The organism is Streptomyces sp. 3214.6, from assembly GCF_900129855.1.
Taxonomy (GTDB): Bacteria; Actinomycetota; Actinomycetes; order Streptomycetales; family Streptomycetaceae; genus Streptomyces; species Streptomyces soliscabiei.
The window spans coordinates 6,503,051-6,527,364 of the sequence record NZ_LT670819.1; the positions used below are offsets into that span (position 1 = coordinate 6,503,051).

The 24,314-nt window shown below is 68.9% G+C and carries 11 protein-coding genes; 6 read left to right on the forward strand and 5 right to left on the reverse strand.

Annotated features, from left to right (window positions below; translation table 11 throughout):
• Nucleotides 1–17 precede the first annotated feature (17 nt).
• The 3 genes from B5557_RS29415 to galE all read left to right on the forward strand — a co-directional run bounded on the left by B5557_RS29415 (nucleotide 18) and on the right by galE (nucleotide 4,061).
• Nucleotides 18–1,724 (forward strand): glycosyltransferase family 2 protein, encoded by a 1,707-nt coding sequence (locus B5557_RS29415; protein WP_079662288.1) that lies wholly within the window; start codon nucleotides 18–20, stop codon nucleotides 1,722–1,724.
• Between the two features lie 9 nt (nucleotides 1,725–1,733).
• Nucleotides 1,734–3,017 carry a nucleotide sugar dehydrogenase gene (locus B5557_RS29420; RefSeq protein ID WP_079662289.1) on the forward strand — a complete coding sequence of 428 codons (1,284 nt, stop codon included), beginning with the start codon at nucleotides 1,734–1,736 and terminating at the stop codon, nucleotides 3,015–3,017.
• Nucleotides 3,018–3,092: 75 nt separating this feature from the next.
• Nucleotides 3,093–4,061, forward strand: coding sequence for a UDP-glucose 4-epimerase GalE (gene galE / locus B5557_RS29425; RefSeq protein WP_079662290.1), 969 nt, complete (start codon nucleotides 3,093–3,095; stop codon nucleotides 4,059–4,061).
• 93 nt (nucleotides 4,062–4,154) lie between these two features.
• Here the strand turns inward: galE and B5557_RS29430 are convergent, their stop codons facing one another.
• The 5 genes from B5557_RS29430 to B5557_RS29450 all read right to left on the reverse strand — a co-directional run bounded on the left by B5557_RS29430 (nucleotide 4,155) and on the right by B5557_RS29450 (nucleotide 11,589).
• Nucleotides 4,155–6,299 carry a glycosyltransferase family 1 protein gene (locus B5557_RS29430; protein ID WP_079662291.1) on the reverse strand — a complete coding sequence of 715 codons (2,145 nt, stop codon included), beginning with the start codon at nucleotides 6,297–6,299 and terminating at the stop codon, nucleotides 4,155–4,157.
• Entirely contained in the window at nucleotides 6,296–7,540 is a 1,245-nt protein-coding gene (locus B5557_RS29435; RefSeq protein WP_173877868.1) for a glycosyltransferase, read from the reverse strand. Before B5557_RS29435 ends, B5557_RS29430 begins: the two co-directional genes overlap by 4 nt.
• 200 nt (nucleotides 7,541–7,740) lie before the next feature.
• Nucleotides 7,741–8,844: a non-hydrolyzing UDP-N-acetylglucosamine 2-epimerase gene (gene wecB / locus B5557_RS29440; protein ID WP_079662293.1), complete on the reverse strand. Its 1,104-nt coding sequence runs from the start codon at nucleotides 8,842–8,844 to the stop codon at nucleotides 7,741–7,743.
• A 281-nt stretch (nucleotides 8,845–9,125) separates the two neighbouring features.
• A complete protein-coding gene (locus tag B5557_RS29445) occupies nucleotides 9,126–9,728 on the reverse strand; it encodes an acyltransferase (RefSeq protein WP_079662294.1) in 603 nt (200 codons plus the stop codon).
• 118 nt (nucleotides 9,729–9,846) lie between these two features.
• Nucleotides 9,847–11,589, reverse strand: a complete 1,743-nt coding sequence (locus B5557_RS29450; protein ID WP_079662295.1) for a D-glucuronyl C5-epimerase family protein — start codon at nucleotides 11,587–11,589, stop codon at nucleotides 9,847–9,849.
• A 470-nt stretch (nucleotides 11,590–12,059) separates the two neighbouring features.
• Between B5557_RS29450 and B5557_RS29455 the strand changes: the two genes are divergently transcribed.
• From B5557_RS29455 to B5557_RS29465, 3 genes are all read left to right on the forward strand, one after another.
• Nucleotides 12,060–13,478 (forward strand): esterase, encoded by a 1,419-nt coding sequence (locus tag B5557_RS29455; protein WP_107472646.1) that lies wholly within the window; start codon nucleotides 12,060–12,062, stop codon nucleotides 13,476–13,478.
• 150 nt (nucleotides 13,479–13,628) lie between these two features.
• Entirely contained in the window at nucleotides 13,629–17,231 is a 3,603-nt protein-coding gene (locus B5557_RS29460; protein ID WP_079662296.1) for a LamG-like jellyroll fold domain-containing protein, read from the forward strand.
• Between the two features lie 85 nt (nucleotides 17,232–17,316).
• On the forward strand, nucleotides 17,317–24,309 hold the full coding sequence (locus B5557_RS29465) for a polymorphic toxin-type HINT domain-containing protein (RefSeq protein ID WP_159424446.1): 6,993 nt from the start codon (nucleotides 17,317–17,319) through the stop codon (nucleotides 24,307–24,309).
• Nucleotides 24,310–24,314 lie beyond the last annotated feature (5 nt).

A 24,314-nucleotide genomic window follows, 5' to 3' on the forward strand; every position in this document is an offset into this window, starting at 1 on the left:
AGACCAGGAGCCGGAGAATGAGTGCTGCGCCTGACGTCAGCGTCATCGTTGCCGTCTACAACACGATGCCGTATCTGACCGAGTGCCTGAACTCGCTGGTCGGGCAGAGCATCGGCCGGGAGCGGCTGGAGATCGTCGCCGTCGACGACGGCTCCACCGACGACAGCGGGCCCGAGCTGGACCGTTTCGCGGCGTTGTACCCGGACACCGTCAAGGTGATCCACCAGCCCAACTCCGGCGGCCCCGCCGCGCCCAGCAACCGGGCGCTGGAGGTGGCCACCGGCCGGTACGTGTACTTCATCGGCTCCGACGACTACCTCGGCGAGGAAGCCCTGGAGCGCATGGTGAAGTGCGCCGACAAGCACGGCTCGGACGTGGTGGTCGGCAAGATGGTCGGCACCAACGGCCGGTACGTGCACCAGGCGCTGTACAAGGAGAGCGACCCGGACGTCAGCCTGTACGACTCCGCGCTGCCCTTCACCCTGGCCAACACCAAGCTGTTCCGCCGGGACCTGGTCGAGAAGTACAAGCTGCGCTTCCCCGAGCACCTGCCGGTGGGCAGCGACCAGCCGTTCACCATCGAGGCGTGCGTGCGCGCGAAGAAGATCTCGGTGGTGGCCGACTACACCTGCTACTACGCGGTCAAGCGGGGCGACGCCAGCAACATCACCTACCGCGCCGACCATCTGGCGCGGCTGCGGGCCACGGCCGAGATCATGGACTTCACGGCGGGTCTCATCGAGGCGGGCCCCGAGCGCGACCATGTGCTGCGCCGGCACTTCACCTGGGAACTCGCCAAGCTCGTCCAGGACGACTTCCCCGACCTGGAGCGCGAGGTGCAGCGGCAGATCTGCGCGGGCATCGCGCGGCTCGCCGACGTCTACTTCACCGACGGCATCCGCGACGCGATGGACGTCAAGCGGCGGGTGCGCATCGCGCTGGCACAGGCCGGCGCGATCGACGAGCTGGTCGAGGCGATCAGCTCGGAGCTGGACGACGGGGCGCCCACGTTCGTCGTGGAGGGCGGCCGCGCCCATGCCCGCTACCCCGGCTTCCGCGACCCGCGCATCGGCCTGGCCGACCGGGTCTACGAGGTGCTCGACGAGTCGGTGGCCGCCCCGCTCGCGAAGGGCACCCGGCTGCTTACCTCGGCCTGGGACCAGCAGGGCGAGGCGCTCACCTACACGGTGTCCGTGCGGGTGCAGGTCGTCGGCGACGTCGACGGCGCGGCGCTGCGGCTGGCGGGGAAGGCCATGCCGAAGTCGGCGGACAAGCCCGGGGCGCGCCGGCTGAAGGCGGACCACCGACTGCCCGCGCCGGTGGGCGAGATACGGTCGGAGCCCGGAGCGGACGGCGCCGGCACGGTGCTGCACGCCCGGGTTCCGCTGGACCACGTCACCGCGAAGCGGGGCGTGCGGGTATACCTGGACGTGGCAGGCGCCACGTACGAGGTGCCCGTGCGGGGCCAGGATCTGCCCATGCCGCTGGCCCGCCAGTGGGGCCGGGAGGGGGACCCCTACCGGGCGTCGGCCATCGTGAACGACAAGGGGCGGGTCGTGATCGACACGGCCCAGATGCATCCGCCGAGGAGGACCCTGGTCCTGCGGGCGCTGGCAGCTCCCGTCGAGAAGTTGAAGTCCCTGGCCGTCCGCGTGCGGGCGGTCGGCGTCAGAAAGTTGAAGTCCGCCGGTTTCAAGAAGCCGACCGGTTCCAAAAGGAAGTAGCGACCCTCCATGAACATCTGTGTAGTAGCACTCGGCAAAATTGGCCTCCCGCTGGCCGTGCAGTTCGCCTCCAAGGGCCACCGGGTCATCGGCGCGGACGTCAACGAGAAGGTCGTCGAGCTGGTCAACGCCGGCGTCGAGCCGTTCCCCGGTGAGCACGACCTGGACGTCAAGCTGAAGCAGGCCGTCGACGCCGGGCTGCTGAGCGCGACCACGGACACCGCGTCCGCGGTCGCCGAGTCCGAGGCCGTCGTCGTGGTCGTCCCGCTGTTCGTGGACGCCGAGGGCACCCCGGACTTCGGCTGGATGGACTCCGCGACGAAGGCGATCGCCCAGGGCCTCAAGCCCGGCACCCTCGTCTCGTACGAGACCACGCTGCCGGTCGGCACCACCCGCACCCGCTGGGCGCCGATGCTCGCCGAGGGCTCGGGTCTGACCGCCGGCGAGGACTTCCACCTGGTGTTCTCCCCGGAGCGCGTCCTGACCGGCCGGGTCTTCGCCGACCTGCGCCGCTACCCCAAGCTGGTCGGCGGCATCGACGAGGCGTCGACGGCCCGCGGTGTGGAGTTCTACGAGCAGGTCCTCGACTTCGACGAGCGCGCCGACCTGCCGCAGGCCAACGGCGTGTGGGACCTGGGCACCGCCGAGGCCTCCGAGCTGGCCAAGCTGGCCGAGACGACCTACCGGGACGTCAACATCGGTCTGGCGAACCAGTTCGCGCGCTTCGCCGACCAGAACGACATCGACGTCAAGAAGGTCATCGAGGCCTGCAACTCGCAGCCCTACAGCCACATCCACCAGCCGGGCATCGCCGTGGGCGGCCACTGCATCCCGATCTACCCGCGGATGTACCTGTGGAACGACCCGGCGGCGACCGTCGTGCGCTCCGCCCGTGAGGCGAACGCCGCGATGCCCGAGTACGCCGTCGACCTGCTGGCCGCCGCCTACGGCGACCTGACCGGCGTGGGCGTGCTCGTGCTGGGCGCCGCCTACCGCGGTGGAGTGAAGGAGACGGCCTTCTCGGGTGTTTTCCCGACCGTCGAGGCCCTCAAGGCGCGTGGCGCGGTCCCGTTCGTCTCGGACCCGATGTACACCGATGAGGAGCTCGCCGCGCACGGTCTGACCCCGCACGCCGGTGAGAAGGTCACCGCGGCGATCCTGCAGGCCGACCACGCCGAGTACCGCACGCTGACCCCGGCCGACCTGCCGGACGTCACCGTCCTGGTCGACGGTCGCCGTACGACGGACCCGGAGGCCTGGAAGGGCGTCCGCCGCGTCGTCATCGGCGGCTGAGGCGCAGACACGAGAACAACCCCGTGGCCCCGCCCCGGTATCCCGGGGCGGGGCCCTGGTGCAGAAAGGTTTCCCATGACCTGGCTGATCACGGGCGGTGCCGGTTTCATCGGCTCGCATGTGGTGAAGGCGATGACGGACGCAGGTGAGCGGGTCGTCGTCCTCGACGACCTGAGCACGGGCCGCGCCGAGCGGCTCCCGGACGGCGTCGTGCTGGAGGTCGGCACGGTCCTCGACGGCGACGTTGTGGCGCGGGTGCTGCGCGAGCACGCCGTGACCGGCATCGTGCACATCGCGGGCAAGAAGCAGGTGGCCGAGTCCGTGGACCGGCCGCTGTACTACTACCGCGAGAACGTCGAGGGCATGCGGGTGCTGCTCGACGCGGCCGTCGCCGCGGGAATCGGCCGGTTCCTGTTCTCCTCGTCCGCCGCCGTGTACGGCATGCCGGACGTCGACCTCGTCACCGAGAAGACGCCCTGCGCGCCCATCAACCCCTACGGCGAGACCAAGCTCGCCGGCGAGTGGCTGGTCGCGGCGGCCGGCGCCCGGCACGGCATCGCGACGGCCTCGCTGCGCTACTTCAACGTGGCGGGCGCGGCCACGCCCGAACTGGGCGACGACGGAGTCTTCAACCTCGTGCCGATGGTCTTCGAACGCCTCGACGCAGGGGAGGCGCCGCGGATCTTCGGCGCCGACTACCCGACGCCCGACGGCACCTGCGTCCGCGACTACATCCACGTCGAGGACATCGCCTCCGCGCACGTCGCCGCCGCACGCCGGCTGGCCGCCGATCCCGAGACCCGGCTGGTCCTCAACATCGGCCGCGGCGAGGGCGTTTCGGTGACCGAGATGATCGACGTCATCCGGGACGTCACCGGCCGCACGGACGCCGAGCCGAGCGTGACCGGCCGCCGCCCGGGCGACCCGGCCCGGGTCGTGGCCTCCGCCGACCTCATCCGCGAGGAACTCGGCTGGAGCGCCCGGCACGGCGTACGGGAGATGGTGGAGTCGGCGTGGGCGGGGTGGCGACTGCGGCACCCGTAGCCGCCGCTGTCGCAAACGCCAGGAGACAAACGAGGAAGGGCCCCCGGGATGTTCCCGGGGGCCCTTCCTCGTACAACCGGTCGCTGATCGTCGTCAGTTGTCCTCGATGAACAGCTTCTCGAAGTGCTTCTGCACCACGGGCCAGTCCCACACCGTCAGCGCGTGCTCGGTGGCGAGCTCGCCCGCACCGCGCCAGGACTCCTCCGTGGCCGTGACCTTCAGGATCCGCTCGGCCGCCTCTGCGGGCGAGGACACGACCCAGCCCTCGGGGTAGAGGGTGCGGGCGCTGTTGGGCTTGCCCGCGTAGAACGGCCAGTCGCGGACGACGGGGACGGCACCGCTGGCCGCGCCCTCCATCAGACCGACGTGGCAGCCCTCACGCACCGACGAGCTGAGGATCGTACCGATCTCGACGAGCTTCGACGGGACGTCGTCCGTCGGGCCGAGCCGGACCACCGCGCCGGACTCCTCCAGCGGGGCCAGCAGCTCCTCGAACTCGTTCAGGTACAGCCGGGTGGCCTGGCTGGTCTTCGGGTCCATGTCGCCGCCGACCAGCAGCAGCCGGTAGCGCTCGTCGTGCTTGCGGACCCGCTCCAGGACGTCCAGGGCCCACTTGGGGTCCTTGGCGACCTGGCTGATGCCGACCAGACCGAGGTTGAAGCGGGCCTCGGCCGGCTTCGTCCGGTTGAAGCCCGACAGGTCCATGGCGTTGTCGATGAGGTGGAACTTCGGAGCGTGCTCGCCGCGCAGCATCGGCACGAGCGTCGCGGTGAGGTCCTTCACGTGCGGGGCGACGAAGATCAGGTCGTCGATCCGGGAGAAGTCCGTCATGTGCGGCCAGCGCGTGAACGCCTCGTAGCTGTGCAGGCGCACCACGATCCGGGTGTCGCCCGGGTCGATCGAGGTGAGCATGCCGGCCGGGCCCGCCGCCCACTCCAGGAAGACGGTGTCGGCCCAGTCGAGGTGCGGGCGCATCAGACGCTCGACCTCTTCCTGGTAGTCGCTCGTGCCGTCGGCAAGACGGTCCTTGAGCATGCGCGGGGCCGCCCAGGAGATCCGCTTCAGGTGCTTGTTCGCCGCCAGGTCGAGGTACCGCAGCTCGACGCCGGGGTGATCGGCGAAGTGCTCCTTGATCAGGTGCAGGAAGTTGTCGTTGGCGCTCGTCGTCACCAGCAGCCGCAGCGGGCGGTCGGTGGGAGCGGGCGCGGCCGGCACCTTGCGGCCGCGGGGGCGGCTCAGCGCCTGGAACGCCTTGGAGCGGTGCAGCGGGGCCACGAAGCCCTCGGCGTCCTTGGCCAGCGGCGACGACAACTGGTCGATGTGCAGCACCCGGTGGAAGTGCAGGAACAGGGCGCGGTTGATCGCCTCGGCCGAGTCGTCGGTGCTGCCCTTGGCGAAGAGCGAGTCGGCGTTCGCGAGCTGGGCCGCGACCGCCTTGCCCAGGTACCGGGGGCTGATGCCCTTCCTCAGCTCCTGCATGCAGCCCTCGTAGTAGAGGTCCGCCCGCATCTGGAGATCGGAGATCTTCGCGGCGGCGTCCGCCAGGGTCAGCGCGGCGCCGCTGGTGCGGCCCGCCCACTGCATGCCCTCGGCGACATACCGCGAGGTCGCGGCGCGCACCCTGACGGGCATGCCGGGCGCGGTCACCGCCGAGCGCCACAGCCGGGCGCCGACGCCGGACCGCATCAGCGGCCGCGGGGTCGCCGTCCGCACGATCTGCGCGGGCAGCTGGTCGACCTTGCGCTTCATGCCACGGGTGACCGCGTGCAGCGGCGGCAGGACCGAGGAGCGGCGCTCCGTGACGCCGCCCTGCGCCTGCAGTTCCTCGACGGCCTTCAGCGCGGGCGCGAGCCCGAACTTGGCCGCGGCGGTGTGGTTGTACTCGGCGAGCCGCCACACCGTGTACACGGTCGCCACGTCCAGGGCGACGAGCACATCGGCCTTGCGGCCGTGCGAGCGCAGCCACCGGTCGCTCTTGATCTGCGTCCAGTTGCGCAGGCCGCGCGGGGACTTGCCGAGCCGGCGGCGGAGCGCCTGGCTGCGGTGCTTCAGGGTGCGCGGCAGCTGGTGCGCACTGGCGAGCCCTATGGCGGCGAGCTCCTCGGGGACGCCCTCCGCCTCCAGGTCGAACATGCCCGCCAGGTGCACGCGCGCGCCCTGGGCGTTGAACTTGCGCACCGCGTCGGCGAGCACGCCGAACTGCGGCCGTACGTACGCCACGAGCAGGACTTCGGTCACTTGGCGAGCTCCTCGACAAGGTTCTTGACGGCGACGGACATCAGCGCCTCACGAGTGAACTGGTCGGCGTGGGCCATCGCCTCGGCGTGCTCCTCGTCGGTCGTCTCCACCGCCATGTGGGCGGCCTTGATGAACGACTCGGTCAGGCCCGCCTCGTCGATGCCGGGGGCGCCCGTCCACAGCGGGTGACCCCGCAGCACGTTGGAGGCGTCGTGCTCGGCGGCGTGCGCCGACACGATCGGCAGGCCGGTCGCCATGTACTCGTACACCTTGCCCGAGGTGACGTACCGGCCGCCGATGAGGATCAGCACCATCGCGTCCCAGCTGGCGTAGATCGAGGAGACCTCGGCCTTGGCGGCGGGACCGCCGAAGACGACGCCGTCGGCCTCGGCCTCCTTGAAGACCTCGGCGTGCCGGTTCGCACCGCGGGTGGCGCCGTTGCCGAGGTGGCCGCGCAGCTCGAAGCGCGCGTTCGCCAGCAGCGGTTCCTTCTCCCTGGCGGCCCGCCAGGCGTTCAGCACCGTCTCCAGGTGCGGCACGGTGAAGTTGACCGTGCCGAGGTAGCCGAAGACCAGACCGGCGCCGGGGTCCGGGTTGTGCGCCCGGCCCGGCGAGCTGTCCGCGTCGTAGCCGTTGCGCACGACGTGCACCCGGCTCGCGAACTCGGGGTAGCGCTTGCGGTAGTGCTCGGCGATCGGGTCGTTGACGACCCACAGGGACACCGCGTGGTCGAGGATCTTCTGCTCCCACAGGCCCTCCGCCGAGTCGCGGGCGAAGGCCTCGACGCCGTCGATGACGTCGATGGACCAGCCGTCGCGGAAGTCCACCGCGTACGGCACCTTCGCGTCCTCCCACAGCTTCCAGGCCGCGGCGAGGTTCACGTACGGCACGCAGGAGGCGAGCAGCAGGTCCGCCGGGTGCTCCTTGTGGATGCGCAGCACCGCCTGCTCCAGGTCGCCGCGCCACTCACCGAAGTTGGGCTCCGGGAACGTCTCGGTCTGGCGGCGGCGCAGCTTTGCGACCCAGCCGTTGGGGTCCAGGGCACGCGCCTCGTCGAAGAGGCGGATGTCCGTCTCGAGGTCCTCGCGGGCCAGCGGCAGTTCGACGATCTTCACCTGGGGGTCGACCTGCTCCAGCAGGGAGAGGTCGATGCCCGAGTCGAGTTCCCAGGACTCCCGGGCGATGTTGACGACCGTGACGTCCCAGCCCGCCTTCACGAACTGGTTGGCGGTCTCCCGCATCCGGTACGTGGAGCTCTTGGCGGCCGGCGGGAAGCCGATGGCGAGGTAGATGACGTGCGGTCGCTTGCCTTCCGCAGGCGGCCCGGACGGGGGAGACGATGACATAGCGGTTGACGCTAGCACGCTGACATGCACGGATCGTGGCTCGCGTATGGCCGCCCGAAGGCGGCCGTGGACGGCCCCGGTTCCGCTGCTTCATGTCATGCGGGCCGGCTGCCCCCCTTCCATTCCTCCATGAGACGGACGACGTTGTGCGCCGCGCGGCCGTCGCCGTACGGAGTGCCGGGGTCGTCGGTCGGCACGGCACGGGTCACGGTCTCGGCCCACTCCTGGGGCGACAGCGTGTGCGGGTCGGGTACAAGGACGTTCCAGCCGGTGTTCACGGTTTCCACCCACTCCGTCTCCGGGCGGATCGTGGTGCAGATGCGCTCCAGCAGGAACGCCTCCTTCTGCAGACCGCCGGAGTCCGTGACCACGCCGACCGAGGCCAGTACGGCGGCGACCAGGCTCGCGTACGGCAGCGGGCGGCCGACGTGCAGGTTGCCCTGGGACAGGTCGATGCCGTGCTCCTCGGCGCGGGCGACCAGCCGCGGGTGGGCGGCGAGCGCCACCGGCACCGGCAGCTTGGCGAGCGAGTCGACGATCGCGGCGAGCCGCTCGGGGTCGTCGGTGTTGTCCGGGCGGTGCAGGGTCGCCAGCAGGAACGGCTTCGCCGGGTCGATGCCCTCGGGCAGCTCCGGCGCGGCGAACTCGCCGGCCCGGACCTGGTCGCGGATGCGCAGGCAGATGTCGACCATCACGTCGCCGGCCAGGCGGGTGCGCTCGGCGAGGCCCTCGTTGGCGAGGTGGCGCACGGCCTCCTCGGTGGGCGCGAGCAGCAGGTCGGCGCTGTGGTCGGTGAGGACGCGGTTGTGCTCCTCCGGCATCCGCCGGTTGAAGGAGCGCAGGCCCGCCTCCAGGTGCGCCACGGGCAGGTGCATCTTCACCGCGGACAGCGCGCCGGCGATGGTGGAGTTGGTGTCGCCGTAGACGAGCACCCAGTCGGGCTGCTCACGCTCGAGGACCGGGTCGAGCGCCGAGAGGACGGCGCCGGTCTGCACGCCATGGCTGCCGGAGCCGACACCGAGGTGGACGTCGGGGTCGGGGATGCCGAGTCCCGAGAAGAAGACGTCGGAGAGGTCGGCGTCGTAGTGCTGCCCGGTGTGCACGATGACGTGCTCGTGCTCGGTCTCGGCGAACGCCGCCGCGATGGGCGCGAGCTTCACCAACTGAGGACGGGCACCGACGATGCTGATGACTTTCACAGAGCACTCTTCTTCTGGGGGGCGGGCTTGTGAGCTTCTGGACTGTGGGGCGACTGAGCAAAAGAAATAGGCAAGGAAATGGTAGGCAGAGCGTTGGACGCACCAGGTCCGTGGGGGGTTGCCCCGCCGTGAGCGAGTCGTGTCCATGCCGTGGTGAGGCCGTGGTCAGGCCGTGGTCAGAACGCGGCTTTCGGGCTTCGACTCACTCGCATAACGATTTCGTGAATCTTACGTTTACACGGGTGGAAACCGGATCAACTCGGGCGCCTGTCGAGACGGCCCTAATGGGCGCGCTCGACGAGAGCCCCGTCCTTCTCCTCGTACAGGGAACCGGTCTGCGGGCACTCCCACACCCCTGGCTCGCCGTCCCGTTCGACCAGCCGCACACCGGCGTGCCCGACCCACCCGACCCGGCGCGCCGGAACACCCACGACCAGCGCGAAGTCCGGCACGTCCTTGGTGACGACGGCACCCGCGGCGACCATCGCCCAGCGACCGATGGTGATCGGCGCGACACACACCGAGCGCGCCCCGATGGACGCCCCGTCGGCGATCTTCACGCCGACGGCCTCCCAGTCACCTCCACGCTTCTGCTTGCCCTCGGGATCCACGGAGCGCGGGTTGTGGTCGTTGGTGAGGACCACGGCGGGGCCGATGAAGACGCCGTCACCGAGCTCGGCGGGCTCGTAGACGAGCGCGTAGTTCTGCAGCTTGCAGTTGTCGCCCATCCGCACACCGGACCCGACGTACGCCCCACGCCCGACCACACAGCCCGCACCGAGCCGCGCGCCCTCCCGGATCTGCGCGAGGTCCCACACACTGCTCCCGTCGCCGATCTCGGCACTCGCGTCGACCTGAGCGCTGGGCTGGACCCTGTAATTCACTTCTCCGCCTTCCGGTGTCTGGCTACGCCTGGCGAGCATACGGGGAGGGGCCGCCCGCGTGACGCGGACGGCCCCTGCCTGCCGAGCGGTGTGTGGTCGGTGCCCGGTCGGCGTCCGGTCAGTGTCCGTCGGTGGTGACCTGGGTGGCCGGAATCCAGTACCCGGCGAGCTCCTCCGAGGTGATCCGCACCATAGGCCGCCCGTTGACGACCGCCCTGCGGTCGAACTGGAGGGTGTGTGCCTCGGGGTACTTCAGCGTCTTGAGCGTGCCGGCGACGTTGTTGGTGCCGTAGTCGATCGCCTCGACGGAGGCGTTCGCGGCGATCGTGAGCGTGCGCGGCACCCGGTAGGTGACGGTGATGTGCTCACCGCGCAGGAACACCTTCGGGTAGGACTCGCCGACCCAGTAGCCCTTGTACGCTCCGGCGCTGATCCGGTACCAGACGCCCGCGCCCTGGATGCGCCGGCGCACGTCGATCGGCGCCTGGGTGGCCCGGGCGAAGACGACCTTCTTCGAGCTGAGGATCTTGTCGGCGCGGGACTTGTCCCAGCTGCCGTCCGCGTCGGTGTTCAGCTTGTACAGGGTGTGCGTGCCGGCCGCGATGGCGATCGCCGAGCCCGACTTCACGCCCGGTGGGATGTCCTCGATCAGCATGTCCAACTGGTGCGCGAAGACCGTGCTGTTGGTGTGCCAGTGCAGCTGCTGCCACAGCGCGATGTGGTGGTGGTGATACGTGTGCGCCGGGATCCGGTGCGTCTGGCAGTAGTACGAGAACCAGCGCGGGTTGCGCAGCAGCGTGAAGTACCGGGCGATCGTCGTGCAGGCGCCGTCGTACAGCTGGGCGGCGAGCTCGTTGCCGGTCAGCCGGAAGTAGTCCCAGATGCCGAACATGGCGAAGATCATGCCGTTGTACGTGTAGTCGCCCGTGCCGGCCGTCTTGAACGGGTACTCCTGGATCCAGAGGTAGCCCCCCTTGTCCTTGTTCACCACCCACGGGTTGGCGTTGTCGGCGCGCAGCAGCGAGGCGAAGGCGCCGTCGGCGGCCGCCTTGTACCGGGCCCGGTCGTCCGCGCTGAGCCCGTCCTCCAACGCCGCGAGCTGGGCGAAGAGGCTGATCGACTCGCCCTGGGCCATGCCGGAGTACCAGGGCGCCTTGTAGACGACACCGCTGTGCTCGGCGTGGGTGAAGTCGAACGGGTACGGGAAGTACCAGGCGCCGCGGGTCTCGACGCGCTTGGCGATCAGCCGGTCGGCCTGGGCCTTGGCGCGCTGGAGGAACACGGCCTTGCGGGTCGGGTCGTTCTCGACGCGGTAGCTGGTGAGGCAGCCGAGGCCGAACTGGATCTGCCCCACGGGGTGGTCGTAGGACTTCCCGCTCTCCGTGTACTTCATGTACACGCCGTCGGCGTTGAGGTGGTAGGTACCCGAGGAGAGGTTCGCGTTCGCCCAGGTCGTGGGCCGGTTGCGCCACGGCCGCAGGGCCTCCGGCAGATCCGGGACGATCTGGTAACCGGCCTTCTTGAACTCGAACGGCAGAGTGGTCGGAACGTCGGTCTCGGTCGGCGTGCCACCCGTGTACGGGATGCGCGTGCCGGAGCTCGGTGCGCTGACGCTGCCGCCCTCCAACGGGTCCGGCAGCGGCGGCACGGGGATCGTCTCCCCGCCTGTGCCGGACGGCAGGCTCAGCGCGATCGACCGCGGCATGTTGGCGAACGGGTCGGTCGGCGTGGGCGACTCGAAGACACCGGTGGCCATCGCGGTGACGGCCCCGCCCCCCACGGCCGCCGCCCCCGCGGCGGTGCCGCCGGCCAGTCGTATGAACCGTCTCCGGCCGTATTCGGCACGCCTCTTTCCAGCCATAACTCTGGTCCCCCCCAAGGGTGTTGATCAGCGGTGATCGACAGATGATCTTGATTGGCCGTGATGTGGATCGTATGTGAAACCTGTGGGTTTCCGTGTGGGTCAAGAGAAGTCCAACCGAAGGCGTGAGAGGGGGAGTTGGGGCATAACGGTGCGTTGCGGGATGTTCGGCGAGAGGTGAGGGTGTTCTGTGATGGAAATGTGATCTGTCGAATGTGTCGGTGCCGGATATATGCGCATGGTGCGAAATCAAAGGTCGGTAAAGGATCGAGGTCGTTTAACTGACTGTTCGGGGGCGGTGACTTTTGGTGTCCGGGGCGGGGATGGGCTTGAGGGCTGACGGGGGGACTGGTCGGGGGGCCGGTTGGCGACGTAGAGCCGCATGTGTCATATCGGCGGCATTTCTCATGTCAGGTGCATGCGGAATCGGTCCGTCGACTTCCGCCTACGCGGCGGGATGCACCGGCGGAGTGGACTCAGACTTCAACGGCGACGGCGTACGCGACACGGCGATAGCGGACCCTCAGGCCACGGTGTCGGGCCAGGAGGCCGCGGGCGCGATCCAGATCGTGCTCGGCGGCGGCAAGGGCGTGACCACGCTCACGCAGGACACCCCGAACGTCTCCGACGTCGCCGAGGCGGGCGACCAGTTCGGCTTCTCGCTCGCCGTGTACGACGCCAACCTCGACGGCTGCAGTGACATCGCCGTCGGGATGCCGTACGAGGACGTCGGCTCGGTCCAGGACGCCGGCCTCGTGCAGCTCATCTACGGCTCGACAGCGGGCCTCGGCCAGGGGACCACGGGCTCGCTCGGCTTCCGCCAGGGTGCCGACGGCAACATGGCCGACGTCTACGAGGCCGAGGACTGGGTCGGCTACTCGGTCGCGGGCGGCGTGTCGGCGACGGGCGTGCCCTTCCTCGTCATCGGGGTCCCGGGGGAGGACAGCTCGGGGCTCACGGACATGGGGCTCGCGGCGTATGTGGCAGGGGTTACTCCGGCTGTGACGTCGTTCCACCAGAACAGTCCCGACGTCTGGCACGACGCCGCGGCCGGCAACCGGTTCGGGTGGGCGGTGGCCGCGACCGGCCGCCACTTCGTGGTCGGCGCCCCGGGGGCGGCGATCGACGCAGCCGACCAGGCGGGTGCCGTCGTCGCGTTCAAGCCCTCTCTCAACGCCGACAACATCCCGCAGCCGCTCTTCGGTATCGGGCAGGACGCCACCGGAGACAAGGACCCAACGGCCGAGACCGGCGACGGTTTCGGTATCTCCGTGGCCATCGCTCCCTACCGGCCTTCGGGAGCCACCGCGACCACGGACTCGCTGGTGGCGGTCGGCGTGCCGAACGAGGACGTCGGCACGAAGATCGATGCCGGAGGGGTGCAGCTGCTCCAGATCGCGGAGGCGGGGACCGTGACCGAGACGCAGTGGATCACCCAGGACACCGCCGACGTCGACGAAACGGCCGAGGAGAGCGACTACTTCGGCCAGCGCGTCGCCGCCGCCAACACCAACCAGGGCGTGGTCGGCACGGCGACGACCATGCGGGTGGCGGTCGGCGTCCCGGGCGAGGAGACGGCCGCCGCCGCTCAGGACGCGGGAGGCGTGCAGATCTTCCCGATGCTGGGCGCCGCAGGGACCTCGGACAGCTGGCTGCAGCCGGGAAGCGGCATTCCGGCCGCCGCGGCGCCCAGGCAGTTCGCGGGCATGAGCGTCGGCGCCACCGGCTCGCTGCTGTACGTCGGCCTGCCGTACGGGCCGGCGGCAGGCAGGGCCGTCTACGGCTACGCGTGGACCGTGGCTTCGGGGGGTGCCCCCAGCCAGACCTGGAAGCCCGGTGAGGGCGGGATCCCGGCCGGGGCGGGAGCCTTCGGCGCGACGGTCCGCTGAGACGGCGGGGACGGGGACGGGGAAGAGCAGATGAGACCAAGGGTGGGGAGTTCAGGGGTGTTCGCTCTCAAGCGGCGGCGCCGAAGTCTGGCGCGTGGGGCGGTCGTGACCGTGACGGCGGGGGCCGTGCTCACGGCAGGACTGGTAGGCGTGCCCGCGAACGGGCCGACGACGCCGAAGGAAGCGGTCGCCGCCACCTCGGCGAGCGAGTCGGGTGAGACGGCCGGCGACGGCAAGGCACTGTCCGAAGAAGCGGCCCAGACGGAGGCCGCCGCGTCCGGCAAACAGGTGGAGGCCGTCAACCTGCGCACGGAGCGCAGCGAGACGCTGGCCAACCCCGACGGCACCTTCACGCTCCGGGAGTACGTCCAGCCCGTGCGGGTGTTCAAGAGCGGCAAGTGGGCGGAGCTCGACACCACCCTCGTCCAGCAGCCCGGTGGGGCCTGGACCCCGAAGGCGTCGACCGCCGACATGGCGATCTCGAACGGGGGCGACGGCCCGTTCGCGACACTGGACCGGGCCGGCAAGCGGATGTCGCTGAGCTGGCCGGGGCCAAACGCGCTCCCCAAGCCCAAGGTGGAGGGCAGCACGGCCACCTTCGCCGACGTGCTCCCCGGTGTGGACCTGACCGTCACCGCCGACGTGGACGGCTTCTCGCACCTCCTCGTGGTCAAGACCGCGGAGGCGGCGGCGGACCCACGCATGGCCGAGATCAGCCTGCCCGTCACCACCCGGGGCGTGACCCTTCAGGCCCAGGCCGAGGGAGGGCTCGTCGCCATGGACGAGGGGTCGGACGGCCCGGTGTTCGAGGCGGCGCAGCCCCAGATGTGGGACTCGGCGGGGGCATCGGGGGCCTCGGGCACTCAGCGCGGTCTGAGCTCGGCTGGCGGGAAGTCCGACCCGGCACGCGGTCGCGGCGAGGACCTCACCGAGGGCCCCGGGGAGGGCTCGCGTGTGTCTCCGGTGAAGCTGGGCCTCCGCGGTGGCGCGATGGTCCTCACCCCGGACCGGAAGCTGCTGAAGTCGGCGACGTACCCGCTCTACATCGACCCGGTGACCAAGACCTACACCCGCTCCGGTTGGACGATGGTCTCGTCGTTCAACAACCAGGCGGAGTTCTGGAAGTTCGCGGACCACGAGGGGGTCGGCCGCTGCCCCCGTACCGTCTCCGCGCTGTGCGCGAGTCAGACCGTTGACGATCTGAAGCGCCAGTTCTACGCGATCCCGACCGGAACGCTCGCCGGCAAGGACATCCTCCAGGCCGAGTTCGCGATCACGCTCGCGAACGCCTACAACGACACGGCGCGCCCAGTGGTCCTGTCGCGCGTCAACAGCACGGGAGGCGCGGCCATCGGCGCCGCGACGAACTGGGACAACCAGCCCTCGGCCAAGCAGACGATCACGTCCGCCTCCACAACGGCCCGCGCTGGATCCTGCACCGCGACGAACCAGAACCTCCGCTTCAACGTGGCCTCCGCGGCGCAGATGGCCGCGGACAACGGCTGGGCGACGACGACGTTCCGGCTGGCGGCCTCGGACGAGTCGAGCTACGCCTACTGGAACCGGTTCTGCGGAAACGGCCAGCTGGAGGTCAAGTACAACCGCCTTCCCCCGCAGCCGTCCAAGGCCGAGATGAGCATCTCGCCCGGCGGTAAGTGCGTGAACGGGGCGGGGCGTCCGTATGTGGACAGCGCGCCGACGATGACAGCAATCATCAGGGACTACGACCACAACGACGTGCCCGGGCTGGCCGAGACGCTGAGCGCCCAGTTCGTCCTGTCGAAGCTCGACGCGGCGACGGGTAAGTGGACGCAGGTGGCGGAGCCGTTCCGCGTCGCTCCCAAGACCTCGTACTCGGATCCGGCGGACAGCCAGACAGGGATGGCGAAGTTCTCCGCGAGGGCGGGGCTGACGGGGACATACAGCGCCCCCCAGACCTTCTCCCTCCAGGAGAACGTCGTCTACGCCTGGCAGGTGCGGGGCGGGGACGGCTATGGCTGGGGCCCGTGGAGCGGTCCGCCGCCGAAGGCGTGTGAGTTCGTCATCGACAAGACGACGCCGGCGGCTCCGACGGTGACATCGGCGGAGTATCCGGACGACGACGTCGCGCACGCGGGTGTCGGCGACTATGGGACTTTCACCTTCACGACGGCCTCGACCGATGTCGTGTCCTACCGCTACGAGTTCGAGGACGGCACGAGCGGCTCGGTGCCCGCCCAGTCGGGCACGGGGCGGCCGGGGACGCTGCGCTGGGCGCCGCCCAGGTCCGGTCCGCACACCCTGACGGTCACGGCTGTCGATGCGGCGGGCCGGTCGGGGCAGAGCCCGGGCGGCTACCTCTTCATCGTCGCCAACGGACGAGCACCGCGGGCCGCGTGGAGGCTGGACGACCAGGCCACCGCGACCGCCGCGGCGGGAAGAGCGGGCGACCCCTCGGCCGCCAAGGGCTCCGGGGTCACCTTCGGAGCGACGAACCTCGGCGACAGGAAGGAGAAGATCGCAGCCTCCTTCGACGGATCGCAGGGCGCTCACCTGTCCACGACGAACCCGGTGGTGGACACGGCCAAGTCCTTCTCGGTCGCGACCTGGGCCTACCTGCCCGAACTGCCCACCCGCGACATGACACTGGTCAGCCAGGACGGCACGGCGGAGCCCGGCTTCATGCTCGGCTACGACGGCGTCTCCCAGAAGTGGGAGTTCCGCTTCCCCGCCTCCGGCATCGACTCGCCCGGCGGATGGCGCGTGCTGGACGACACGAAGGCGGTCGCCGGCCTCTGGGTCCACCTGGTCGCCGTCTACGACGCGGATCAGCACACGATGCGCCTCTACAAGGGCGGAAAGGCCGCCGCGGCACCTGTGCAGCGCCGTACGTCCTGGAACGCCACGGGCGGACTGCAGATGGGACGTTCGCTGACGCTGTCGGGCTACACGGGGCATCTCAAGGGATCGCTGTCGTCGGTCCAGGTGTACGACCGGCTGTTGTCCGAATCGGAACTGGCGGAAGTGAGCGATTCGCCACCGAAGCAGCTTGCCTACTGGCCGCTCGATGAAGCGACGAACGGCGTGTCCCCGGAGACGGGTGGCACGGAAGGGCTGGCGCTGTCCGGCGGCGCGTCCATATACCGCGTGACGGACAACGCATGCGACGAGCTCGATCCGATCTGCTCGGCGGTTCCGGCCCAGCCGATGAAGGGCGACGGACACCTTCAACTCGACGGCACGAGCGGCTTCGCCCAGCGCGGCCCGGGGCTGTTCGCCGCGCGGGGCAGCTTCGCCGTCGCGGCACGGGCACGGCTGGCCTCGCCGGTGCCGGGGAAGGACCAGACGGTGTTCTCGCTGGCTGGGACACGGGGGCAGGCGGCGGTGGTCAGGTACTCGAAGGCAGCGGAGCGCTGGCAGTTGGCGGTGACCGACCGGGACGCAAACGACGCCACGACGGTGAGTGCTTCTCTACCCAGAGATCAGCCGCCACCGAACACGGAGAACTCCGGCGACCATCTGACGCTGGCTTACGACGCCGTCTTCGGCGAAGTGAGGCTCTACGTCAACGGAAAGCTGAGTGGTGTTCAGACCCTATGGCCGAACTCTTGGGATTTCTCCAGCGTGAGTATCCAGGTGGGCCGATCGCTGGTCGGCGGCACCACGGGCAGTGAGAACTTCTCCGGTGCACTTGACGAAGTCAGCGCTTATCAAGGCGTCGTCGATCAAGGCCAGGCCGCGCGATTCGTCGCTGAAGCCGACACCACCTCCTAGCAGGACCGCAGCCGTGGTGGCGGGTCAACCGCTCCGTCACCACGGCCTCCACGCCTTGTCCATTCCGTTCTTCATGGGAGCAACCATGTCCACGCCTGCGTGGTGGAGATCCCGTCCGGCGCTCTGGAACCACACAGTGCGACGCCGGGCGGCGGCCGTCCTCGGCCTGACGGTCGCGATCGGCCTGTTGCCGCAGTACGCGCCCCAAGCCGGGGCAAAAGACCGTGACCTGCCTGAACTGCAGCAGGACCGAGGCCCAGCCCGCGGCACCGACGCGAAGGCCAAGAAGCCGAAGAAGAACCCGGTCAATTCCGCCGTGGTCACCAACCCTGCGAAGGTGACCTGGCCGAACCCGGGCCGCGCCGAGACGGCGGTCTCCACCAAGCTCGTACAGGTCAAGGGCCTCCCCCTGAAGGCAGCCACCCCCACCACCTCGGGGCCGGACGAGCTGGCCGTAGAGGTCGTCGACCACAAGAAGGCGCTCGCCGCAGGCGTGGACGGCGTGCTCCTGAAGGTAGCCCGCACCGACGGAGTGGACACGGCAGGCAAGGCCAAGGTCCAACTCGACTACTCCAGCTTCGCCGAAGCGTACGGAGGCAGCTACGGCTCCCGTCTCCGCTTCGTGCAGTACCCGGAGTGCCTCCTCACGACTCCCCAGAAGGCGGAATGCTCCACTCCGCGTGAGCTGAAGAGCGCCAACTCCGCAGCGGACCAGACCCTGACGACCACGGTGGACGCGGCTCCCGACCAGACCGGCGTCACCACCCAGACCCTGAAGACGGCGTCCGCCGGCACCGCCGTCACGCTCCTCGCCGCCACCGCAGGCAGCTCCGGCGACCAGGGCAACTACGGAGCCACCTCGCTCCAGCCCTCCTCGGAGTGGAGCGTCTCCAACTCCTCCGGCGCCTTCAACTGGTCGTACCCGATGCGGACTCCGCCGGTCCCGGGCGGACTCGCCCCTTCGGTCAGCCTCGGCTACACCTCGCAGTCCGTCGACGGTCAGACGGCGGCCACCAACTCCCAGGGCTCCTGGGTCGGCCAGGGCTTCGGCTACGAGCCCGGCTACATCGAGCGCCGCTACAAGCCGTGCTCCCAGGACGGGCAGGCCAAGGCCAACGGCGACCTGTGCTGGGCGTTCTACAACGCCACGGTCACCCTGGCCGGCGGCACCTCCGGCGAGATCGTCAAGGATGACGCCAGCGGCAAGTGGCGGCTCTCCAACGACGACAACTCGAAGATCGAGAAGCTTCCCGGCGCCACCAACGGCGACAACGACGGCGAGTACTGGCGCCTGACGACCACGGACGGCACCGAGTACTACTTCGGCCTGGACCGCCTCCCGGGCTGGCGTGCCGACGACCCCGCGACCACGGGAACGGTGGACCCCGACCCGACGACCAACTCCACCTGGACCGTCCCCGTCTACGGCGACGACACGGACGAGCCCTGCCACGCCTCCACGTTCGAGGCCTCGTACTGCAGCCAGGCCTGGCGCTGGAACCTTTCCTACGTGAAGGACCCCCGCGGAAACGTGATGTCCTTCTACTACGGCAAGGAGATCAACTACTACTCGCAGAACCTGAAGTACACGGAGAACGGCAAGCCGTACGTCCGAGGCGGCTACCTCGCTCGCGCGGACTACGGACAGCGCGACGGTCAGGCGTACACGACCGCGGCCCCGGCCCGCGTGGTCTTCACGACGGACGAGCGCTGCCTCAATGCCGCCGCCGACTGCGAGCCCGGCGACCTGACAGACGCCACGGCCACCCGCTGGCCCGACGTCCCGTGGGACCAGAACTGCGCGGTCAACACGAAGTGTGAGGGCAAGAACTCCCCGACCTTCTGGACGCGCAAGAAGCTGTCGTCCGTCACGACGCAGATCCGGTCCGGTTCCAGCTACTCCGACGTGGACCGCTGGAAGCTGACCCACGTCTTCACCGACAACGGCGACGGCTCGAAGTCCCTGTGGCTGAACAACATCGACCATGAGGGCCGGGTCGGCACGGCGACGTCGATGCCGTCCATCGAGCTGTACGGCAGACAGTTGCCGAACCGCATCGACATCGCGGGCGACAACATCCAGGCGATGAACCGGTTCCGCCTGTCCGGCGTGCTCAACGAGTCGGGCGGCCAGCTCAGCGTCGTCTACGCACCCGCCGACTGCTCGGCCTCCTCGTTGCCGAAGCCGGGCGAGTCCACCAAACGCTGTTACCCGGTGAAGTGGAACCCGCCGGGCGTCGAGGAGCCGATCACCGACTGGTTCCACAAGTACGTCGTCAGCACGGTCACCCAGACCGACCTGGTCGGCGGCACCCCAGACATGGCCACGTCGTACGACTACATCGGCGACGCCGGCTGGCGGAAGTCCCGCGCGGACGGCATCACCGAGTCGAAGTACCTGACGTGGGGTGACTGGCGGGGCTACGCCAAGGTACGCGTGACGGGCTCGCAAGGGGGCGTCGCCGCGGCGAACAACACCCGTACTGAGCACACCTTCTTCCGCGGCCTCAACGGTGACACGACGTCGGCGGGCGGCACGCGCACCGAGACGCTGAAGGACTCGGCCGGCACCACATACACGGACGCGGACTACCTCTCCGGCTTCGAGCTGGAGACGACTACCTACAACGGCTCCTTCAGCGCGGACGCGATCGTCTCCAAGAGCATCAGCACCCCCTGGACCCAGCGCACCGGCTTCCGCAAGCAGGACTGGGGCACGACCGAGTCCTGGTACCTGCGCCCGAAGGACACCAACAGCTACACGGCGCTGGAGGGCTACACCGCGCAGAGCCCCAAGTGGCGGGTGACGAAGAGCACCAACACCTACGACACCGTCACGGGCCGGGCGACCAAGGTCGACGATTTCGGAGTCGACGGCGACGCCACGGACAACCAGTGCACGCTCACGTATTACGCGGACAACGCCGGCAAGAACATGCTGGCGTTCCCTTACCGGGTGCACACCACGGCGACCACCTGCTCCGACACCGCCAACCACGGCAAGGAAACACTCTCCGACGACCTCACCTTCTACGACGGCCAGGCCCTCGGCGCCGGCCCGACGAAGGGCGACACGACAAAGGTCCAGCGCCTCGCCTCCTTGACGGCCGACAACACCCCTGTCTACGAGACGATCACCGACCTCGCCCCCGCCGACTTCGACGCCTACGGCCGCCCGCTGAAGGTGAAGGACGCTGCGGGCACCGAGACCTCGATGGTCTACACGGACACAGGCGGCCTGGCCACCAGGAAGGTCGAGACGAACACGCTGGGCTGGCAGACCATTACCGACTACAACCCGGCCTGGGGCAGTCCGACAGGCCAGACCGACCCCAACCTCAAGCGCACCGACTTCGACTACGACGGCTTGGGCCGCCTCACCAGCGTCTATCTCCCGGACCTGCCGAAGGCGAACTCCGATCCGAGCATCAAGTACGCGTACACCGTCCGTAAGAACGCGCCGTCCGTCGTGACGACACAAAAGGTTCAGGTGGGCGGCGGATACACGATTCCCGAGTACACGCTCTACGACGGGAACCTGCGTCCGATCCAGGTCCAGACGGAGGGCCCGAACAGCGGCCGCATGATCGCGGACACGTTCTACGACGGTCTCGGCCGTGTGGTGAAGACCAACGCCGACTACTACACGACCGGCGCCCCCAGCGGCACGCCCTTCGCTGTGGTCAACGGTGACGTGGACACCCAGAACCTGACGCAGTACGACGGCGCGGGCCGTAAGACGGCCGACATCTTCGCGGTGGCCGGCGACGAGAGATGGCGGACCACATACGCCTACGGCGGTGACCGTGTCCATACTGACCCGCCGAACGGCCAGATGCCGACCACAGCGATCACCGACGGCCGTGACCACACGGTGGAGATGCGCCAGTACAAGGGCAGCTCTCCCTTGCCCACCGGCACCTCGGCGGACTACGTCTCCACCAAGTACACGTACAACAAGGCCGGCCTGCTGGAGACAGTGAAGGACGGCAGCGGAAACCTCTGGTCCTACGGCTACGACAAGCGTGGCCGCAAGATCAGTGCCGACGACCCCGACACGGGCCACACCGACTTCGCCTACGACGTCCTGGACCGGCTGACGTCGGCGACGGACTCACGAGGCAAGAAGACGTCCACGGTCTACGACAAGCTCGGTCGCACCACGGCCACGTGGGAGGGCGAGCCGACCACCGGCAAGCAGCTGAGCGCCTTCAGCTACGACGCGGTGGCGAAGGGACAGCCCTACGGCACCTACACCTACGTGAATGGCACGGTCTACGCCGCCAGACTGGTCACCGAGCTCGACACCTCCTACCAGCCCTTGACCATTCGCTATTCCGTGTCCAAGACGGCCGAACCGGAGCTGGGCGGCGCCTACGACTACAAGACGGTCTACAACACTGACGGAACCGTCCAGTCCACGACGATTCCGGCGGCGGGAGGGCTGTTGTCGGAGGGTCTGTTCCCCAAGTACGACGGGCTGCAGCGCCAGACCGCACTCGAAAGTTCCTACGGTTCTAAGCTCGACGCCAACCCGATCGTCAACCTGGCCAGCTACTCCAACACCAGCCAGTTGAAGCAACTGGAACTGAACAGCAACACCGATGGCGCCAAGAAGACCCGGCTCACCTACGGATACGAGCGCGGCACCAATCGGCTGACGAGCTCCCGAGTGGACAGCGAAGGCGCCACGGCGGTCACCTACGACGCCCGCTACACCTACGACCAGGTCGGCAACGTCACCTCCATCACGGACAACCCCACCGGCGGCCAGACGGACGCCCAGTGCTTCCAGTACGACTACCAGCGCCGGATGACCCAGGCGTGGACCAGTACGACGACGCCGGACAGCGCGATCGGCACGGGCACGACGAACGCGGCCTGCACCGCGACGCCGTCGGCGGCCACCGTCGGCGGCCCGGCCCCGTACTGGCGCTCGTACGAGTTCGACGACGTGACGGGCAACCGCAAGAAGGAGACGGCCCACGGTTTCGGCACGGCCGCCACACCGGACGTCACCCGCACCTACTCCTACGGCGACGCCGACCAGGACGGCACGACGGGCGAAGCCGGCGACGGTGGCCCGCACGCCCTGACCAAGGTCGAGACGCTCACTCCGGCCTACCAGGGCAACCCACAGGTCAAGTCCCAGGACACGTACAAGTACGACAGCGCGGGCAACACGACCACGCGTGTCCTGAGCGGCAACACCCAGACCCTGGACTGGAATTCGCAGGGCAAGCTCTCCAAGGTCACCGGCGCCAAGTCGACGGACTACGTGTACGACGCGTCGGGCGAGCGCCTGCTGCGCAACGTCGGCGGCGAGAAGACGCTGTACCTGCCCGGCATGGAACTGAGCCTCAACCCGACGACGAAGGCGGTCACCGCCACCCGCTACTACACCTTCGGCGGCGCCACTGTCGCCATGCGCACAGCAAGTGGCGTTCAGTTCCTGGCCGGCGACCCGCACGGCACGGCCGAGATAGCGGTCAACGCGACCACGGGCGAGATCACTCGCCGCCGCATGGACCCGTACGGCAACGAGCGCGGCAACGACGGCAAGACCTGGGTCAACGACAAGGGCTTCCTGGGCAAGACGGTCGACGAGTCAACCGGCCTGGTCAACGTCGGCGCCCGCGAGTACGAACCGGAGAACGGCAGGTTCATCTCGGTCGACCCGATCATCGACTACTCCGACCCACAGCAGATGAACGGGTACGTCTACGCCAACAGCAACCCCGTCAGCGGCAGCGACCCGAGCGGCACGATGTCCTGCGCCTCACCGGAGGAGTGCGGCGGCGGTGTGCAGTACGGCGTCAGCACACCAAGCAAGTCGCTTGAGCCGCTCAACTCTAAGAAGTGGGGCTGCAACGGCTGCACCGGTGAGTCGCCGGCCGCGCGCGCTGCGACAAGGGCGAGGGCGAGCGCCAACGAGGCCAAGCAGCGCGCAGCGGACATCGCCGGCGAACTCGCCGACATCGCGATGGAAGAACTCGGCATCAAGGACGCCCTGGACTGCTTCACCACGGGCAACCTGGGCGCCTGCGGCGCCACCGTTTTCAACGTCGCCAGCAGCTTCGCCGGCGGCCTGGCAGGCAAGCTGGCGAAGAAGTACGGGCTGCCCTGGAAGTGGGACAAGGCAGTTGCGCTCGGAAAGCGGATCTGGGGCCTGGTCAAGAAGCTCGGCAATGCGGTCACGGATTGGTTCAAGGCCAACAAGCTGGCGAAGCGGGCTGAGGAGGCGGCTGAATCGGCACTGGAAGCCGGACCGACCTGTAACAGCTTCGTGCCGAAGACGAAAGTCCTGATGGCTGACGGAAGTCAGAAGTCGATCGAGGACATCGACATCGGCGACCGCGTGGTCGCGACCGACCCGGAAACGGGCAAGACCGAGTTCCAGACGGTCACGGCGAAGATCAAGGGCACGGGTACGAAGCACCTGGTCAAGGTCACCATCGACACCGACGGGGCCAAGGGCACCAAGACCGCCTCCGTCACCGCGACTGACGGCCACCCCTTCTGGGTCCCTGAACTGCGCGAGTGGATTGGCGCAACGGACCTCCAGCCGGGTGAGTGGCTCCGCACGTCGGCCGGCACGCTCGTCCAAATCACCGCAGTCCAACGCTGGACCCAGCAGTCGGTCGTTCACAACCTGACCGTCAGCGACCTGCACACGTACTATGTGCTGGCGGGCGAGACTCCGGTACTCGTTCACAACAGCAACTGCCCTCTGTACACGGTGGGCGGGCCGAGGGTTCGCCCGGGGAAAGATATCGATGTGGATGCGGATGGCTTCGTCAATGGGCCTACTGCTGAGCAACTGAAATCTCTGGATGTGCAGGGGCTCTCGACGTTTGATTCGGTGGAGAACGCCAGCCGTATCGGACTGAAGGGGCAGGTTCGCACCCCTACGGGGCCACTTCCCGACGGGTTGGGTGTTATCGCCGACGGTAGAGGGGTCGGAGGTCCGCGCGCACTTGGTCACCACACCATCTACCCAACGCGTCGCATGTCGTTCGACGAGTACGTAGGGCTCATCCAAGGGATGAACTGGCAGAACATAGGAAAGAAGCTGTGAGTCCA